This is a genomic window from Paenibacillus terreus (assembly GCF_042138595.1).
GTDB classification, from domain to species: domain Bacteria; phylum Bacillota; class Bacilli; order Paenibacillales; family Paenibacillaceae; genus Paenibacillus; species Paenibacillus terreus.
Genome location: NZ_JBHIRX010000002.1, coordinates 340,105 through 356,368, shown reverse-complemented (window position 1 = coordinate 356,368; position 16,264 = coordinate 340,105). Strand labels below are relative to the sequence as shown.

Below are 16,264 nucleotides of genomic sequence, written 5' to 3'. Positions count from 1 at the left end.
GCCAGGATTCGCATTTTTTGCGCCCTCAACAGGAATAACAAATTTTTGCTCCTTAACAGGTCCATTAGGGGTTACATATGGATCTTTAAGGCCCTGTTGATCTTCTACACTCCCGCTAACAGCTGCAATTGGCCCTGCTGCTTTAGCGGGAATACTAGAAGTTGACCAAGCATATACAAGTAAAAGGAAGAGAACAAGAACTAGTTTGTTAATCCTAAGAGGCAATACTTATCCCTCCGACTCTTCTAATTTGGTTTAGGAATGTACATAGAAACAGCTTTACCATTTACAGACATACCTTCTCCTACAACACTAGGATCATATTTTTTCCCTATTGTTGTGTACATCCAAAAGCGCTTCTCAACACCATTTTTAAAGAATCCGGATGAAACAAACTCTTCATTTGGCAAGTTGGTAATGCCATAGTTCCTCAATGTCCCGCTTGTAAAACTGTATGCACTTAGAAAATGGTTCCCCGTAGCATTATTAAATGCCATATTAGTAAGGCCGTTACCATTAGGAACAACAGAAGCCTCCATAAAAACAGCATATCTATCTGAATTAGTAGGGAAGTCAAATTTCTCATCTATAAACATCTTCCCGTAGAGATTCACTGGCTTTTTATCTGTTCCTGCATCAACTATAATCATTCGATGTACGGCTTCAATCCCAAGGTTGTTTCGTAATTTAAAAGTTTGGTCTTTAATACGTGAGAAGCTAGACACTTCACCGGTCTCTGCGTTTTTTCCGTACTCATATGGAGTCAACGAAGTTAAATTCGTCCCCGTCAGCCCCACCTCTCTCATCTCATTCAAATCCCGAAAATCTGTGGCCTTCTTCTTCTGCACTCTCTCATACCGCTCCAAAATAGCAGCAACTTCAGCACGCGTCGTCGTTTTGGCCGGACCAAATGTTCCATCTTCATAACCGGTCATCAGTCCCGTTCCCAGTGCTACCGACACATAAGGGTAATCCGCCTTGTTCAGCCCGCCCTTGTAATGCTCAGCAACAGGAACCAGCGTGTCTTGCGTATCGGATATAGCTGTTTGGAAATCTTCCTGCGCAGCGGCCAGACCGGAGGCCATCCATTTTGCCATTTCACGGCGGGTCAGCGACGTGGATGGTTTAAACCCGTTAGGATAATCGCTTGGAGAAATAAACCCCATCCCGATCGCTTTATTAACTTCTTCCTCACTCCAGTTCCCTGCCAAGTCCGCAAAGCTGCCCTTTCCTTGTGCTGCTTCGTTGCTGGAGACGCGGGACAAAATGGCGGCAAATTCCGCGCGTGTCACTGGGGCATTAGGACGAAAGGTTCCGTCCGAATATCCCTTTAAATATCCGTTGTTAACCGCAGCATCAATAGAGGCTTTGGCCCAATGCCCTGCTGGGATATCCTTGAAATCCGAAGCCGCGGAAGCTTCCTCCACTCCTGCCGATCCCCATACCGCAGCCACAGCGAGCATACCTGCAGCAACCGAAACCATTACTTTTTTCATCACCATAGTTTTAACCCCCCAATTAATCTCTTTGCATATGCTCTCCCAGTGTAACCTCCCCTTCCAATTTCTCCAAAAAAATTCACTATAATTTTCCAGATTATTTTTTAGTCCTTCTTTTTTTAAGCTCCTACAAATATTAAATGCTTAAGTAAACGTAAGCGCTGATCACTCCAGGAATTACCGCCACCATAAAAGGAAAGCGCAGCTGTGATTCCCGCCCTGCTTTAAAGGGATTTCCGCCGCGGAATATGAGGAATCCCCCAAGATTGAACAACACCCTGCGCAAACGAAGAACGGCCTCACGCTTCCACAATACAATGAGAAGACCGATCACCCCCGCGAACATCACGGAGTAAATCGCAGACTGAAATACAAATGCTGCTCCCGTCCAGGCACCGATACCAGCAAACAGCTTCACATCCCCGGCACCTACGGCACCCATCCAGTACATGACCAGCAGTAAAGCAAATCCCGTGCCGAGCCCTGCGCAGGCAAACAGCATCCCCTCCCAGCCGCCGCTGACCGCGTGCACCGCCAGGCCGCCCAGCGCGGCCGGAAGAGTCAGCTTGTTCGGAATTTTCATGGACCGTAAATCTGTAACTAGCGCGGCCGCAAGAAAAATGGCGCAGCCGATATACATAACCCCCATCATACACGCTCCCCGGCTGTATTTTTTTCTATTACCTCAAACTGCACCTCAATATGCTGACCACTCTCTGTTTCAATGACAAACGTCCAAATGCCTGGTGTTGTATTCGTCCCCACAAACCAGTTCCATTCCACCGTACCCTCGGCATCGGCCTGAGTCCATCCGATATGCTTGGCTGTGCTGGAGCCTGATTTATAGTAGATCGACAGATTGGCGGATTCACCCGGAGCAACCCGGGCCTGAATGGTGTTGTACACCCCTTTGATTGCCGGCTCAGGCTTGGAAAGAATCTGTATGCCCCCATTCACGGCTCCCGGATCCGTGCCGCTTCCATCACCGGCTCCTTCCCCCGTATCTCCAATCCATAATCTTTCTTCTGCAGCTGCCTGCAGCACCGTATCCCTGTAGATGAAAGGAACCTTGATCGGCAGCTCATAGGACAGTTCAATTTTGAAGTATGGATCACCGCTACCATTGAATCCTGGAACAACGACGCCTGTGATATGTATCCGTTCATAATCCAAAACGGTTTCCTCTATAAACGGCTTCAGCAGAGGTTTCATAACCGGGTCCATTACAGCCTCGCTTACCTGTCCCCGCAGCTTCTCCAGAGGTTTTTTCCCGGCCAGAACTGCTTCCTCTACCCAAGTGCCCGCAGGCTCCGGCAGCGTGCTGCCGAACTCTGCGGCAAGCTCCTCAATCGTCAAGGAAGGAACGATCTCGATCTGGCCGATCGAGTCTGCCTTGCCTTCAGCCGCTTCAAGCGCGAGCGAAACCGGATACATGCTGGATGCAACCTGCTTGGCCATTTCGGAGGCTGCGTTTTGCAGGGCCGTTGATATGAGCGTCATCTGTACCATATAAATAAAAAACAGGATAAAAAATATAAATACAGGCAGCACCAGCGAAGCTTCCAGAACAATGCTCCCCTGCTCCTGTCCTGACCTGCAGCCGCGCATCCAGCTTCTCACACGCAACCCCGCCCTCCTTCTTCTAAAAGACGCGGCCGTTTCAGTAAGAAAAGTCCGCTTGCTTTGTCACATAAAAAACACCCTTTTCGATCTCTTCTCCTTCACCGGAAGCTGTACCCAGCATTTTCATCACCCCTGGCAAAAACCACAGGCGTATGCCGTTACGGACCTCGCCCATGGCATAGGTATCCCTTTCCGCGGGATTAACCCCCGTATTGAAGCGGATGAGCGCGAGCATGCGGGACATTTTACGTTCATTATTGCTGTGCAGCATCAGGAAGAGCCGCAAGTGGTCCTTGTAGGTCATCTTGAAATTTATGTACTCCGACAAAGGCACGTATCCTTTCTGAGCCAGCATAATCATATCCTCAACCGCTTTTTCCACTCCGTATAATACGGCCGCCGCCAATACCAGCAGAGGGTTTCCCTTGGAGCTGTTCTTGACCAGCCCCTCCATCGTCCGGATTGCCAGCCTCATGCCGAATATTTCCCCGTATGCCGCTGCAAGATTGCCAGCCGGATTATGAAAACCGTATAAAATGTACTCAACCTCCTGGCCATTTACCTGCAGCTGATCTCCCAAAATTTCAGCCGCGTTACCCGCCGTCTTGTTAGGACCAATCAGGCTCCCGAAACGGCTGAAATCCACATGCTCAAACCGGGAAAGCGCATATTCGTTCTGGAAAAATTCATCACCCAGCTTGCTCAGAAGACCCGCTGCCGAACCATACATTCCGTCCATTCCGTCCATAGCACCCCCGACAGCATCGTAAGAATCATAGGAAATCCCTGTCGGGGTCCCTGCTTCAGCAGTCGCATCATTAAAATGCAGGCTTTCGAGATAGTATTGTTCGAGCTCGTTAAATTCCTCATTGCCCTGTGTCAGGCTGGACAGCATTTCAACAATTTGATAAGCCTCTCTCAGCTTGTTTTGTGACTGCTTCTCCAATTGTTTGCGCTCTGCATCAGACCCGCGCCTGCTCTCAAGCAGATGCTGCGCCTGTGTCAGCTTGTTATAATCTCCCTGGTGAACATATCCCTTCAAATACTCGTCCAGCGCACTCCGCGCACGGATGACCTTGTTCTTAAGGGTGTCGGCATCCTCCGTTCTGGCCGAAATATTCGCCAAGCCTGAATTCATAATCTTCACCTTGCTGTTAACGGCATTAATGGCCAGCTCCTGCTCACGGATGCCTGATCTCAGCGACTGAAATACAGAATCAGGTGTAAGCAGATCCTCGACCTGCTGCCTGGCACTTGCAATGGTGCCGTCTGCAGATCCCGCGATTCCCCCGGAGGTTGGCGCCCTGGACACCTCGTCATAAGCCGCATTGGCAGCACGCTCTTTGTATTCGGCGATGACCTGCTTCATCTGGGCATTGATTTTCTCCGCTTCCTTTAGCTCCGTTTCCGCCTCCTGCAGCAGGCTGCCATGCTTGGTTAAAATTTTGTCCATTTCCTTTGCAATATCGGTCTTCAGCCTGCTGACCTTTGTACGGTACCCCTGCAGAGCCAGCTCTTTTCTGAGGCTTGGATTTTTCTTGTTATCTTCATACAAATCCAAATAAGGGTTATACTGAGCGGCAGCTTCTTCGGCAGTTTCGGGCTTCTCGATATCCCGCGCATCGTCAATATAATTGCTGCCATTTTCCATGATCAGCTTACGCAAGTCGCCCGCGCTTACCGCAGCCTCTTTCTGTTTCTGCAGCATGCTGTCAAGCCTTGCTTCCCGCTTCTCATAAAGCTTTTGCAGTCTCTTCAAGAGATCAACCGTGTGAGCCGCCTCCTTCATATTCTGGGAAATAGGCTTCAGCTTCTCCAGAATTTCAAAGGTGAAGTCAACAGGCGCCTTATACTTCATCTCCTCCCGGACCTGATTATTAAAAATGTCATAGGTCCCCAGCTTCCGCTCCATGCTTAGAGAGCTGCTGTCCAGACGGCTGTTCATCAAGGCCAGCGAGCCTTCCCGCGGGGTTCGTTTGGCACTGTCATTCAGCACCTTTGTCATGATCCGGTCCCCCGTCCCTTCACCATAAGCAAACAGGCCATATTGACGCTGAAGCGCCGGATCATATGCGGACATCACCGATCTGAGCGCAGCATGAAGCACCTTCTCGGTCTGTACATGAAGAGCTGCTACGCGCGCATAATCAATGAAAATGGCCACAAACGCAAACACAAAGGCTAGAACCATAATCAAAAAAACCGTAACCGCTCCTTCTTCATCCTTTCTTTTGCGAAACATGCCTCAGCTCCCTTCGTAGATACTCAATCATACAGAATCATCAAAATTCCTCACATACCTGATTGGCCATACTGCTGCAGGACGTTTCCGACTGCCGCTGGCGTCACCTGCGTTCCCCCGCCCCTTCCCAAAAATTTCGCGCCATAATACCTCAAGAGCTCGACAGTTCGAATAAACTCAACCGGATCCACGATCCCTGCCCAGACCGAAGACTTCATTTCAGGCTCGCTCATAACCGAATTCAGCAGCGGAATTTCCGCCATATTCTCCAGATTCGTCGTAATCTTCCGCGTAATCAGGCTGTTGCGGTAGCTCATCTCCCCATCAAGCCCCCATGGGAGCCCTTCAGCGACCTGCAGCATTTTTTGCGCCGCAAGCGGACTGTCATCATCGGCAGCATCCATTATGGAAACTTTCACCTCATTGTCGGCCCCTGCCCAGCCAAACAGCGCTCCAAGGGCGGCATCTTCCTTCAGTCTCCAATACAAGGAATCTCTCTCACCCTGCTCAAATGTGCCGTGAACCGGATCCTTGTGGCTGTTGTCCCAGCTGTAGGCAGAGCGCTCCGACGCGGTCGAAGACAGCTGGACAAGAATCGTTTTTTGGTACAAATAGATACAGAAAAACAGCAGCACAAAGATAAGCAGTAAAATAACCGGCATGACCAGGGAAGCTTCCAGTGAGAAGCTTCCCTCTTCTTCTTGCAACCTTTTGATCATCAGGAATCCATAAAATCGTTACTTTTTTGATCTGCTTTCTTCAAGAGGCCCGTAACGATTTTGGAGATCTGCTCTCTGAAAATAATCGCCACCGCAATAAGAATGGCAATAATCAAAATCATCTCCAATGTTCCGAGCCCCTCCTCTTCCTTCCAGAATTTCTGTAATCCATGATTAACGTTCGTTATCACCTTTGTATTCCTCCTCACATGTTCATCATCATGAATGCCGGCGCCCCCACCAGTACGATGACGGTCAGCAAAATAACAGCCATCGGAAATACCAGCTTGGACGAGGCCTGCTCGCCAAGCGTCCGGCTGATTGCCGTCCTCTTATTCCACAGCGTTTGAGACAGTTCGCCCAAAGCCATGACAAAATCACTCCCGCCCCGCCGCATGTTAAGCAGCACAGCTGTTGTAAACACGGTCACTTCCTGAATTCCGCAGCGGCGGCTCAGCTGCTCAAAGGCTTGCTGAAACGAATATCCGCTCTCCCATTCCGCAATCGTCTGCGTTAGTTCACGGTACAGCGGATGATTCGGCTGATGCTTTTTCCGTTCCGTACAGTGGATAATGGCCCTCTGCACCGTCTCTCCCGCTCCCACAAGCAGCATAATTTTCCCCAACAGCTCAGGCAGCTCCATAATCATTTCCTGATCCCGCTTGCTGACCTTGGCATGAAGATCCTTTACGAGCGCGGCAGGCACCACAATGCCAAGCCCCAATCCAAGCATCAGTCCTGACGCGTCTCCCCCCATGACCAGTGTCAGCATGCACCCTCCTCCCAGCAGCAGAAAAAAGTAACCCGCCATTTCCGCCAGAAACAGCATTGTTTTCTCCTGGCTGCTGCGTATTCCGTAAAGCTTTTGCACAGCCCTCTGCAGCCTGAACATGAGCAGCGGGAACTTTTGAAAGATGTGGAACTTGTACAGGAGATGCAGAAAAGGAGCCGCCATTTTTTGCAGACGAAGCCCTTCAACACGCAACGTTTTAAAAGACTCATATTCCTTCCCGTGTATCCGGTATAGAAGCAGCCAGCAGCCGATTTGCAATGCCAGCACGAAGCAGCTGATGATCACCATATCGCTTCCTCCTACACGTTGATTTTCATGATTTTATTGATCCACAGAAGACAGCAGCCCAGCAAGATCAGACATACTGTCGAAACCAATCTTCCGTTACCTGTATAGAGAGGCATCATATAATCCGCAGCTGAAATATTCATGAACAGCACGAATAAAAAGGGCGCGGCAAACATAACCCTTGCCTCAAAACGCTTCTGCGCCACCATTACGCTGATTTCCTGCTGGATGTCCATTTTCTCGCCAATTACAGCCGAGGATCTCCGCACAACTTCAACAAGATCCCCGCCTGTACGCTTACAGGTCGCAAAAACGTCGGAAAAATTGACGATATCCTCCAGCTCCGCCCGCCGGGCAAAATCCTGCAGCGCCTCCTCAACCGGCTGGCCGTATTCCATCTTGGCGCTGATGATGCTGAACTCCCGGATCAAATCATGATCTCCGTCAGGACTAAGCAGCTTCATATCCGCCACCGCCTCGCGAAAACCGTTCTCTACGGATTTCCCTGCCGCCAGGGAAGAAGAAAGCGAATAAAGCGCCTGTTTAAACTGCATGCTTAGAGCAGCCTTCCGCCGCCTCAGCAAAAATCTGCTGTAATGCCGGGGAATCAGCAATCCGGCCAGCGATGCCATACCTGCGATCATCCAATGGTGATAGAAAAGAAAACCGATACCGTAAAACACCAATCCACTGAGCACGATGCAGCCTAATCGCTGACCTGCCGACAAACGGTATACGGTATAGTCCTGCAGCTGTCCCCCGGCCCCTTCAGCCGCAGACGCGCCTTGAGGCGATCCCCGCTTGGCCGGGCGAATGGATATTCGTGGACGAATACGGGAATCGGATTTCCTATTCACCTTGTTATGCGCTGTTTCCCCTGGCGATCTGGACCTGATCTCCGTCCTCGGGACGGATTGCGGCTGCTTATCCGGACGGAGATTTATTTTATCCTTTCGTCCTTTGTTCATTGTCTTCACCTCCTTCAGCCAACGAGAACAGTTCGTGCTTTATACCGGCCATCCGCAGCTTTTCCTGGTGCTGCAAACCTGATCCGGTCCGCTCCAGACTGCCCTCAATACGCCCCTCCCTTTCGGCATATTCTTTAAAACGAAACAATGGATTAAGGATGACCTCGCCATTCTGATATCCGACCACTTCGCTGATCTCCAGCACACGCCGTGATCTGTCGCGCAGCCTCGACAAATGAACAAAAACATCTATGGCCGAGCTGATCTGCTGGCGCACGACGCCGAGGGGAAGCTCCGCCCCGCTGAGCACCATTGTTTCCAGCCTACTTACCATATCCGCAATGCTATTTGCGTGCCCTGTCGATAACGAGCCCTCGTGTCCTGTATTCATCGCCTGCAGCATATCTAGAGCCTCGCTGCCTCTCACCTCCCCCACAATAATGCGGTTTGGCCTCATCCGCAGGGCGGAGCGGATCAGATCACGAATGGATACCTCTCCCTTCCCTTCGGTATTGGGATTTCTCGTTTCCAGCGACACCAGGTTCGGAACGGTCGTAATTTGCAGTTCTGCCGAATCCTCAATCGTGATGATACGCTCCGATGCCGGAACGAACTGGGACAATGCGTTCAGGAAGGTGGTCTTCCCCGACCCCGTACCGCCGCTTATGAAAATGTTGTATTTGCTCCGCACAAGCTGCTGCAGCAGTTCGGCCGCTTCTGCACTGAGGGCATCCTTTCGGATCAGGTCCTCCATCGTCAGCGGCGCAGCCGGGAATTTGCGGATCGTCATGGTAGGGCCTTTAAGCGCAATGGGCGGCAGCACAATATTCACCCTTGAACCGTCCTTCAAGCGAGCATCCACGATAGGGGAAGCTTCGTTCACAATCCGGTTCACGCCGGCGACGATCATCTGGATAATATCCTCCAGCCGCTCACGGGACTCAAAGGCGACAGGCAGGCGCAGAACCTCCCCTTCCCGTTCCACAAACAGCTCGGTATGGCTGTTGATCATAATTTCGCTGATGCCCGGGTCGTCCACCAAGGGCTGCAGAACATCCAGTCCCCGGAATGAATCAAAGATCCGGCGGACAAGTGCATACCTTTCGCGCGAGGTTAATTCGGCAAGTCTCGCATCATACAGCACCCTGTTTTCGATTTGCCGGGTCAGCTCCTCATTCGTAACAGAGGAAGTAAGATCAAGCCCCGCCCGAATCTCCTGCCGCAGCTCCTGAAATATTCCGTTCTCCATTCAGTCCTCCTTATGCACGGACGGGCTCCTTCAGCGCCGCGGCAGCTTCGTCCAGCAGCTCCCTGCACAGCTTGCGAATCTCGCGCTGATAGATGGGTGAGCTCAGCATCAGTTCCTCCCGGTCCATCTGCTTCCAGGAAGGAATGTACGGCAGCACACCATGCAGAACCATTCCTTCAGCCGGCAGCTCGTTGACCTGCTGACCGGCATATTTGTTCAGCACAAACAAGGTCTTATCCATCAGCGTTTCATAAGCATCTTTATACAAAATCCGGAGCTCATGCAGCCGCAGCCCGCACTTATGCATACTGATCAACTCGTCGGCAAGCAGCCAGACGAGCCGGCTGCTCGCCTGCAAGACAGCCTCCGTGCGAGCGTTCAGCCCGGCGTCGGCATCCGCGATAATCACATCATATTGACCGGAGCCAACAAGTAAATGGATCAGCTCGCAGGTCTCCGTAGAGGTCATCTCTGCGATTTCCTTGCGGTTGGCCAGCGGCTGGAATATGTCGGCCTTGAAATCATGCTGCCGTATGCTGTAGGCTGAGGCAGATTCAAGATGATTCGTCCCTCTCGTCTTCATGTCATAAAGCAGGCGCGAAAGTCCTGTTATGCCTTCGACCGACGGCGTGAATAATGAACTGGAGTCTGCTGTCTCCAGGTTCAAATAGAACACGGAATAACCCGCACCGCCCAGCTGCTTGGCCATATTAAGGGCAGCCGTCGTTTTGCCTGTGCCGCCGGATGCGGAGACAAAACCCACCACCATCGTCTCCTCCCGGCTGCTCATGCGCAGCTTCCCGTCGGAATTGCGCCTGCAATCGTCCCAAATGCCTGCCAGTAATTGGGGAACAGGCTGATATTTCCGCAATGGGATCATACCAGCCTCCGAGCGCCCGTCTTCACTCAAGAGGAAACAGGTCGCAGATGTTTCTTCACGCTCCGTCCAGCTTTCAAAAAACACCGCCTCCCCCACCACAGCGTCCGGCCGTTTTCCGTCAGCCGACTCCCGCATATATTGGCAAAAGGCGTCCGGCTGCGAAAATGCCGTCATCCGGATTCGTCCCGCATATTCGCTCCCATGCAAATAATCCAGCAGGGGCTCAATATACTCCTTGCTTTGCACAGCCAAAACCACCCTCAAACCATTCATAACCTCTCCCCCTTTCGGTGCTGAAACGAAAAAAAGCACCGTTCATCAGCCGCTGCCATGCGGCCGGTGAACGGTGCTTCCGTCACGTCCCATATTTTTACCGTTAGAATATCACAGTCCCGTGATCCAGGCAAGCTGTTTCTGCAAAATAATGCAGCTGTAAAAGTTTGAGCAGGCTGTGTTCGTTTTAGCGCCTATATTTAGTACAATGATGGAAGGCCAAGATTGAACCGGCAGCAGGAAAGGGTGTATCAGGATGAACTTATATATCAGCCGTTGCATTCGGCTAATCGTCGCAGCAGCATTATTGCTGCTTCTCTGTTCATGCGCGAGAGGAGACGCACACGCGACAGTACATATGGACCGCAGCGTCGATTTGGATGTGGAGGTCAGTGTTAGCGAAAATGCATTAAGCTCGTTATATTTGCAGAAAGCTTTAGAGGATTACAAACAGCCTCTTGAACAATACGGTATACAGATTGAACCGCTTCAGGAAAGCGGGCGGGAAGGCTTTCAGCTGCACCACACTTTTACGGCCGCCCAGTCGGATGGCATTACGAACCCGGAAGAAGCGCTGCAGAGGCTGTCCCAGCAGCTGCCCAAGGGGATGACGCTGTCCTCTGTGGTGAAAAAGCATTTTTTCACCACTGACTATCAACTGCAGTTGACCGCCGATTTTCTGCAAATGCTTCCCGACAGCGACCCATCGTTGACCGACAAGCTGGAGAGCATGAACTTCATTGCCAAAGAGCTGCTGTCCAGGCAGCTGGATTTCAGCTTCGACCTGACGCTCCCCATTCGTCCGCTGGCTCATAATGCGAATCGGGTGGCGGATGACGGCAAAACCCTGACCTGGGACATCTCCCCGTTAAGTGAGAACCGGCTGGAACTGGCCGTCCGAGTGCCGAATTTGGGACGGATTGCTGCAGCGGCGGCGGTTGTACTGCTGGCTATAATAGCTCTTGTCCTGTTCTGGCGGCGGCGCACGAGAAAACGCTCAAAGGGTTAACCTGACCAGCAGCCCTGATTGCCGCCGGCTCAATCTTAAATCAGCTTACAGACAGGAGAACCTATGAACACAAAGAACTTTTTTCATCCAAACAAACTGATTTCAATCATTGCAGGACTGCTCTTGACCCTGCTGATCGCAGGATGCGGCGCCGCTCCCCCGGTCCAGGTGAACGGGACGTCCACGGATACTGTTCACAACACTGACCAGAATACTGTCCAGGAGGAATCCGCCCAACCAGAGTTCCCCCGGGTAAAGGTCAAGCTGGACAGGGCTGTCGATGGAGATACGTTGAAAGTGATTTATGACGGCAAAAAGGAATCCGTGAGAATGCTGCTGATCGATACGCCGGAGACGTCGCACCCCCGTCTGGGAGTGCAGCCTTTTGGCCCGGAAGCAAAAGCTTATACCAAACAGCTTCTGGAGCAGGCGAAAACAATTGAGCTGGAATTTGATGTCGGGCCGCAGCGGGACAAGTACGGGCGCTTGCTGGCCTATGTATATGCAGACGGTGTCATGGTGCAGGAAACGCTGCTGAAAGAGGGCCTGGCCCGTGTCGCCTATATCTATCCGCCGAATGTGCGTTATGTCGATTCATTTGAAGAGCTTCAGAAGGCCAGCAAGAAGCAGGGAATCGGCATCTGGAGTGTCGAGAATTATGCGCAGGAGGACGGCTTTCACCCGGATGAAATGGAAAACGGCTCTGTAAACACTAACGATAGCAAAAAAGACGCCGACACAGCAGCACAGACAAACACGGAAACATCTCCTCCCGCTGCGTCGTGCACCATCAAAGGCAATATCAACTCCAAAGGGGATAAAATTTATCACACCCTGGAGTCTCCCTCTTATGAGCGGACCAAGCCGGAGCAGTGGTTCTGCACCGTTGCGGAAGCGGAGAAAGCCGGCTTTCGCGCTCCAAAGTAACAAGAAATCACCAATCCCCGCATTGGGCAAAAAAAGGTCGGGAACAGGAGCAATCTCCTTGTTCTTGACCTTTTGTTTATCATGCCATCGTATGCCAGGTTTCAGGTTTTCACTCCAGAAGCAGGTGTGTAATAGCTGTTACAGAAACCTCTCCCTTACCTCCGGTGAAGGAATCCGGCATTGGGCACCGTCGCCGTCATCTTTGCCGAACCAGCGGTAACGGTTGCGGGCGATGTAGTTATATATGGCATCCCTTATGGGACGGGGAATGACGATAAATGGATAAGCAAGCGGATACGGAAAACGCAAATGCCTGGCAATCCGCAGCACTGCCGCAGACTTGGTGTAATATTTTCCGTCCTCAATCAACACGACTGTATCAAGCCGGCCTGGCGGCAGATTTCCCGCCTTCAGCAGCCTCTTTCCTTCCTCGGACTGAAGTGAGCCAAAATGATGCCTGCCCTTCGGGTCATGCTTGAGGATGAATTTGACGGCTCCCTGACAAAAGTGGCATACACCATCCACCAGGACAATGGGATGTCCCTTGTGCTTTTCATTCAGCATAGCGACAACTGCTTCTTTTTCCGTCAACAGAAACACCTCCTCCAACATAGATACCCTCATTCAGGCCTCTTTGTTCCGTTATGCACACAAAAAAGCGCCGGAATATTACGAATCCGCCGCTTATCTATGTCGCTCCGAGTGCAGGCCCCCGCTTACTCGGCCGCTGCCTTCTCCAGCCAATTATTTCCCTGCAGCTGCTGCTCCAGGTCACTAGTATACTGTTCAATACACTTGCAAATATAATCCTTACGGCACACAGGGCAAGGAGTTTTTTGCAGGCGGCTGATGCTCGTCATTGTCCATTCCGGATACCGTTGATAGAATACACGGCACTCCGTGCCGTCAGCCAAATACATCGTAAATTCGTATAATCCATCTTTTTCATTGCTGCTGGCTTTTTTAAAGTTCACAATATTCGGTCTGTAAGAAGACATAACATCACCTGTATTTTCAAATTTGTTCATACCTTGTCGAATCCAGCCGAATTTCGGTTCTGAATCACCTAAGTATATTAAAGAATTTTCAGTTTCATGTCAAATGGACTACATTGGTACACACCGATCAGCCACTACTTGTTAAATTATGTATATTAAATGAAAAGCCGCCGGAGAGACCGGCAGCCAGTATGGGAACGATGCCATTCCCAGTACATACTTGTTGCTTCCAGACGATTATATTCATCAAGAAATTACATTTAACTGCACATCGATATTGCCGCGTGTAGCTTTGGAATAAGGGCAAAATTCATGTGCCTGCTTGGCCAGATCCTCGGCCTGCGAACGGTCGATTCCCGGCATGTTCACATCCAGCCGCACCGCAAGCTTAAAGCCGTCGTCCTGCACATCCTTCCCGATGGAGACATGGCTTGTCACTTCAACATCCTGCAGCTTGACTCCCGCTTTACGGGCAACATTGGCGAGCGCACTTTCGTAGCAAGCGCCGTAGCCTGCCGCAAATAACTGTTCAGGATTGGTGCCGCTACCTCCTGAGCCGCCGAGCTCTTTGGGCATACTCAAATTATGCTTCAGCACTCCGTCGGAAGAAGCGACCGATCCGGTTCTGCCCCCATGTACAGTAGCCGTGGCCGTGTATAAAGCTTCCATTCATCATCTCTCCTTTTCCACTATTATTTTTAACCTCTCCTTCTATCCTTAAACCTTGTATGGAAATTGAAACTCGAAAACAAGTACCATAATGCCCGACAAAACCAAAAAAGCCCTGTAATTATACAGGACTTTTCTTCATAAATGCGGTAGAGAGGACTCGAACCTCCACGGGCATACGCCCACTACCCCCTCAAGATAGCGTGTCTGCCATTCCACCACTACCGCTCATTTAAGGCAACAGATATATTATACTCCCTATACCTTCAATTGTAAAGGGAAAATCAACAAAAAACAAAATTATTATTTTCGTGTTATTTTATATTACATAAATAATTTTAATTAGATGAAATTCCCACAAATCAATTGACATTACACTGCAACAAATGTAAAAATGTATTACATAAATAACATTAAGAATCCCGAAAAATCATTAAATGTTAATTAACATAACATATTTGTAATGAGTTATGTTTAAGGAGGCGGACCATAATGAGCAAGAGCAGTCGATTGCTCCATTATGCGTATATACTGGATCCAAGTTTACCCGTCGGCAGCTTCCCTTTTGTTTCCGAATTAAAACAGCATATCGCCGAAGGAAGCATAGCAGCACTGGAAGATGTCGAAGCATATATGAAGTGTTACATGCACAGCCAACTGGTCAGCACGGACGGAATGGCTATAAAGGGCATTTATGCAGCCTCCAGACAATATGACGGTTGGCGGATTGCGCTGATCGATAAAATGCTGCATGCTCAGCGCACATGCCCCGACCAGTTGAGCAGTGCCCGCATATCAGGCCAGCGCCTGCTCAAGCTTGGCAAAGCGCTGTATCCATGGATCGACTTCAAGTATCTGGAGAAAATACTGCAGCGGTACAATGCTGTAGGCACACTGCCTACCATGCATGCCTGGATCAATTTCCAATTAGGCGTGGAAATGGAGCAGGCGGTCAGCGGTTACTTAAACGCAGCCGTTAACGCCTGTGTTGAAGAAGCCGCCAAACAGCTGAACGAAACGGATACCTCCAAAAACCAGGTACTCCAAAGAATCATGAAGGATATGCTGCTCACACATCCGTGATCCCCAAATTTATATATACCCCTCATGCAAAAAACACTCCTCTCGCTGTTTTCCCCTGCGATGGAGTGTTTTTTCGCGCCTTGTAGAGGTAGTTCAAAAAGTCATCTTTTGATCACGAAGTAAATCAGGAAGCGGACTCGACATCGAATCTTGAATTCAGCCGGGACTTCCGGGGCTCACGTACCCCAAGTACGCTCCGCTCCTCAGTCCCTAGCTTCATCCAACTCAAGCGTTTTGAAAAAACGCACTCCGGAAGCATAAGCTTCGGTGCTGAAAACCTGACTTTTTGAACACGCACTTGAACAAATTCAGGATTCAGGATCGTCCTTATGATGCCGGTATGATACAAACTCAATGTATTCCTTAATAAACCACTGCTCGTCCTTTGACAGTTCCTTGCTTTTGCTGTAGATATATGCCGGGAAGGATTCCGAAGCCTCTCCCGGAGTGCCTTTCCCCAAGATGAGCCAATCAAGACTGACATCAAAAAAAGCGGCAATTTCAATCAATTTGCTGGTTCCTGGTTTGGACTTCCCCCTTTTCCAGTCTCCCAGATTCCCCGTGCTGATAGCTAGCTGCTTGCAAAAAGCCTTTTTCGTCATTCCCTTCCGCTGGATCAGCATCTCAATGCGCTCATAAATGGACTGCATATGCACCCGCCTTCCTAAAAAACTTCAAAAAAAGACGACGTACGTAAGTGTTTATAGATTGTAAAATGACGTAAATAAGTATATAATGAATTCAGATGATTTATTATAGCATGTTTCACCATGATTTACACCATAGGTAGCTAGAATTGGAAAATCGGTTAGGGGTGAAACTTCTTGAACAAAAAAAAGCCGATCACTCCATTCGGGTGGGCAATTAAACAGAGACTTACCGAGCTGCAAATGGATCAGAAAAGCTTTTGCGAGCTGCACGGAATACCTCCGTCACGCCTCTCCAATCTGATTCACGGCACACGGAAAGCCGCCCGCTACAGACAGCTGGTTGCCAAACTCCTTGATATACATCTGACTGAAGAAAAATAATATGCAACCAATA

Annotated in this window: 18 protein-coding genes and 1 tRNA gene; 4 read left to right on the top strand and 15 right to left on the bottom strand. The window is 50.1% G+C overall.

Going from position 1 to position 16,264, the window contains the following annotated elements; genetic code table 11:
- Nucleotides 1-245: 245 nt before the first annotated feature.
- From ACE5KN_RS05875 to ACE5KN_RS05830, 10 genes are all read right to left on the bottom strand, one after another.
- Nucleotides 246-1,502, bottom strand: a complete 1,257-nt coding sequence (locus tag ACE5KN_RS05875) for an S-layer homology domain-containing protein (RefSeq protein ID WP_375523150.1) — start codon at nt 1,500-1,502, stop codon at nt 246-248.
- A 133-nt stretch (nt 1,503-1,635) separates the two neighbouring features.
- On the bottom strand, nt 1,636-2,148 hold the full coding sequence (locus ACE5KN_RS05870; protein ID WP_375523151.1) for an A24 family peptidase: 513 nt from the start codon (nt 2,146-2,148) through the stop codon (nt 1,636-1,638).
- A complete protein-coding gene (locus tag ACE5KN_RS05865; RefSeq protein ID WP_375523442.1) occupies nt 2,148-3,119 on the bottom strand; it encodes a pilus assembly protein in 972 nt (323 codons plus the stop codon). The genes ACE5KN_RS05870 and ACE5KN_RS05865 overlap by 1 nt, the downstream gene beginning before the upstream one ends.
- Nucleotides 3,120-3,159: 40 nt before the next feature.
- Nucleotides 3,160-5,364, bottom strand: a complete 2,205-nt coding sequence (locus ACE5KN_RS05860) for a hypothetical protein (protein ID WP_375523152.1) — start codon at nt 5,362-5,364, stop codon at nt 3,160-3,162.
- A gap of 50 nt (nt 5,365-5,414) precedes the next feature.
- The gene (locus tag ACE5KN_RS05855) at nt 5,415-6,083 is read right to left on the bottom strand and encodes a TadE/TadG family type IV pilus assembly protein (protein WP_375523153.1); all 669 of its coding nucleotides are present in this window, start codon (nt 6,081-6,083) and stop codon (nt 5,415-5,417) included.
- Nucleotides 6,083-6,274: a Flp1 family type IVb pilin gene (locus tag ACE5KN_RS05850; protein WP_375523154.1), complete on the bottom strand. Its 192-nt coding sequence runs from the start codon at nt 6,272-6,274 to the stop codon at nt 6,083-6,085. The genes ACE5KN_RS05855 and ACE5KN_RS05850 overlap by 1 nt, the downstream gene beginning before the upstream one ends.
- 14 nt (nt 6,275-6,288) lie before the next feature.
- The gene (locus ACE5KN_RS05845; RefSeq protein WP_375523155.1) at nt 6,289-7,164 is read right to left on the bottom strand and encodes a type II secretion system F family protein; all 876 of its coding nucleotides are present in this window, start codon (nt 7,162-7,164) and stop codon (nt 6,289-6,291) included.
- A gap of 11 nt (nt 7,165-7,175) precedes the next feature.
- The gene (locus tag ACE5KN_RS05840) at nt 7,176-8,132 is read right to left on the bottom strand and encodes a type II secretion system F family protein (protein ID WP_375523156.1); all 957 of its coding nucleotides are present in this window, start codon (nt 8,130-8,132) and stop codon (nt 7,176-7,178) included.
- On the bottom strand, nt 8,110-9,381 hold the full coding sequence (locus ACE5KN_RS05835) for a TadA family conjugal transfer-associated ATPase (protein WP_375523157.1): 1,272 nt from the start codon (nt 9,379-9,381) through the stop codon (nt 8,110-8,112). The genes ACE5KN_RS05840 and ACE5KN_RS05835 overlap by 23 nt, the downstream gene beginning before the upstream one ends.
- Nucleotides 9,382-9,391: 10 nt before the next feature.
- On the bottom strand, nt 9,392-10,534 hold the full coding sequence (locus ACE5KN_RS05830; protein WP_375523158.1) for a P-loop NTPase family protein: 1,143 nt from the start codon (nt 10,532-10,534) through the stop codon (nt 9,392-9,394).
- 358 nt (nt 10,535-10,892) lie between these two features.
- On the opposite strand from ACE5KN_RS05830, the gene ACE5KN_RS05825 reads away from it, so the two are divergent.
- Nucleotides 10,893-11,543 carry a DUF3153 domain-containing protein gene (locus tag ACE5KN_RS05825; protein WP_375533051.1) on the top strand — a complete coding sequence of 217 codons (651 nt, stop codon included), beginning with the start codon at nt 10,893-10,895 and terminating at the stop codon, nt 11,541-11,543.
- Between the two features lie 63 nt (nt 11,544-11,606).
- The gene (locus ACE5KN_RS05820) at nt 11,607-12,470 is read left to right on the top strand and encodes a thermonuclease family protein (RefSeq protein WP_375523160.1); all 864 of its coding nucleotides are present in this window, start codon (nt 11,607-11,609) and stop codon (nt 12,468-12,470) included.
- 138 nt (nt 12,471-12,608) lie between these two features.
- Here ACE5KN_RS05820 and ACE5KN_RS05815 read toward each other — a convergent pair whose 3' ends face one another.
- From ACE5KN_RS05815 to ACE5KN_RS05800, 4 genes are all read right to left on the bottom strand, one after another.
- Nucleotides 12,609-13,034 carry a thiol-disulfide oxidoreductase DCC family protein gene (locus ACE5KN_RS05815; RefSeq protein WP_375523443.1) on the bottom strand — a complete coding sequence of 142 codons (426 nt, stop codon included), beginning with the start codon at nt 13,032-13,034 and terminating at the stop codon, nt 12,609-12,611.
- A 152-nt stretch (nt 13,035-13,186) separates the two neighbouring features.
- On the bottom strand, nt 13,187-13,498 hold the full coding sequence (locus ACE5KN_RS05810; protein WP_375523161.1) for a hypothetical protein: 312 nt from the start codon (nt 13,496-13,498) through the stop codon (nt 13,187-13,189).
- 216 nt (nt 13,499-13,714) lie between these two features.
- Nucleotides 13,715-14,137 (bottom strand): organic hydroperoxide resistance protein, encoded by a 423-nt coding sequence (locus ACE5KN_RS05805; RefSeq protein ID WP_375523162.1) that lies wholly within the window; start codon nt 14,135-14,137, stop codon nt 13,715-13,717.
- Between the two features lie 145 nt (nt 14,138-14,282).
- Nucleotides 14,283-14,365 (bottom strand) — tRNA-Leu (locus ACE5KN_RS05800).
- 264 nt (nt 14,366-14,629) lie between these two features.
- Between ACE5KN_RS05800 and ACE5KN_RS05795 the strand changes: the two genes are divergently transcribed.
- Complete coding sequence (locus ACE5KN_RS05795; RefSeq protein WP_375523163.1) at nt 14,630-15,220, top strand: urease accessory protein UreF; 591 nt, start codon at nt 14,630-14,632, stop codon at nt 15,218-15,220.
- A 308-nt stretch (nt 15,221-15,528) separates the two neighbouring features.
- On the opposite strand, the gene ACE5KN_RS05790 is transcribed toward ACE5KN_RS05795, so the two are convergent.
- Nucleotides 15,529-15,870 (bottom strand): helix-turn-helix domain-containing protein, encoded by a 342-nt coding sequence (locus tag ACE5KN_RS05790; RefSeq protein ID WP_375523164.1) that lies wholly within the window; start codon nt 15,868-15,870, stop codon nt 15,529-15,531.
- A gap of 174 nt (nt 15,871-16,044) precedes the next feature.
- On the opposite strand from ACE5KN_RS05790, the gene ACE5KN_RS05785 reads away from it, so the two are divergent.
- Nucleotides 16,045-16,251, top strand: a complete 207-nt coding sequence (locus tag ACE5KN_RS05785) for an XRE family transcriptional regulator (RefSeq protein ID WP_375523165.1) — start codon at nt 16,045-16,047, stop codon at nt 16,249-16,251.
- The last annotated feature ends 13 nt before the right edge of the window (nt 16,252-16,264 follow it).

Excerpts from the sequence above, each read along its gene's own strand:
- ACE5KN_RS05875 (WP_375523150.1), bottom strand. The coding sequence starts at position 1,502 with ATGGTGATGAAAAAAGTAATGGTTTCGGTTGCTGCAGGTATGCTCGCT.
- ACE5KN_RS05870 (WP_375523151.1), bottom strand. The coding sequence starts at position 2,148 with ATGGGGGTTATGTATATCGGCTGCGCCATTTTTCTTGCGGCCGCGCTA.
- ACE5KN_RS05860 (WP_375523152.1), bottom strand. The coding sequence starts at position 5,364 with ATGTTTCGCAAAAGAAAGGATGAAGAAGGAGCGGTTACGGTTTTTTTG.
- ACE5KN_RS05855 (WP_375523153.1), bottom strand. The coding sequence starts at position 6,083 with ATGATCAAAAGGTTGCAAGAAGAAGAGGGAAGCTTCTCACTGGAAGCT.
- ACE5KN_RS05845 (WP_375523155.1), bottom strand. The coding sequence starts at position 7,164 with ATGGTGATCATCAGCTGCTTCGTGCTGGCATTGCAAATCGGCTGCTGG.
- ACE5KN_RS05840 (WP_375523156.1), bottom strand. The coding sequence starts at position 8,132 with ATGAACAAAGGACGAAAGGATAAAATAAATCTCCGTCCGGATAAGCAG.
- ACE5KN_RS05835 (WP_375523157.1), bottom strand. The coding sequence starts at position 9,381 with ATGGAGAACGGAATATTTCAGGAGCTGCGGCAGGAGATTCGGGCGGGG.
- ACE5KN_RS05830 (WP_375523158.1), bottom strand. The coding sequence starts at position 10,534 with ATGAATGGTTTGAGGGTGGTTTTGGCTGTGCAAAGCAAGGAGTATATT.
- ACE5KN_RS05825 (WP_375533051.1), top strand. The coding sequence starts at position 10,893 with ATGGACCGCAGCGTCGATTTGGATGTGGAGGTCAGTGTTAGCGAAAAT.
- ACE5KN_RS05820 (WP_375523160.1), top strand. The coding sequence starts at position 11,607 with ATGAACACAAAGAACTTTTTTCATCCAAACAAACTGATTTCAATCATT.
- ACE5KN_RS05815 (WP_375523443.1), bottom strand. The coding sequence starts at position 13,034 with ATGCTGAATGAAAAGCACAAGGGACATCCCATTGTCCTGGTGGATGGT.
- ACE5KN_RS05810 (WP_375523161.1), bottom strand. The coding sequence starts at position 13,498 with ATGAACAAATTTGAAAATACAGGTGATGTTATGTCTTCTTACAGACCG.
- ACE5KN_RS05805 (WP_375523162.1), bottom strand. The coding sequence starts at position 14,137 with ATGGAAGCTTTATACACGGCCACGGCTACTGTACATGGGGGCAGAACC.
- ACE5KN_RS05795 (WP_375523163.1), top strand. The coding sequence starts at position 14,630 with ATGAGCAAGAGCAGTCGATTGCTCCATTATGCGTATATACTGGATCCA.
- ACE5KN_RS05790 (WP_375523164.1), bottom strand. The coding sequence starts at position 15,870 with ATGCAGTCCATTTATGAGCGCATTGAGATGCTGATCCAGCGGAAGGGA.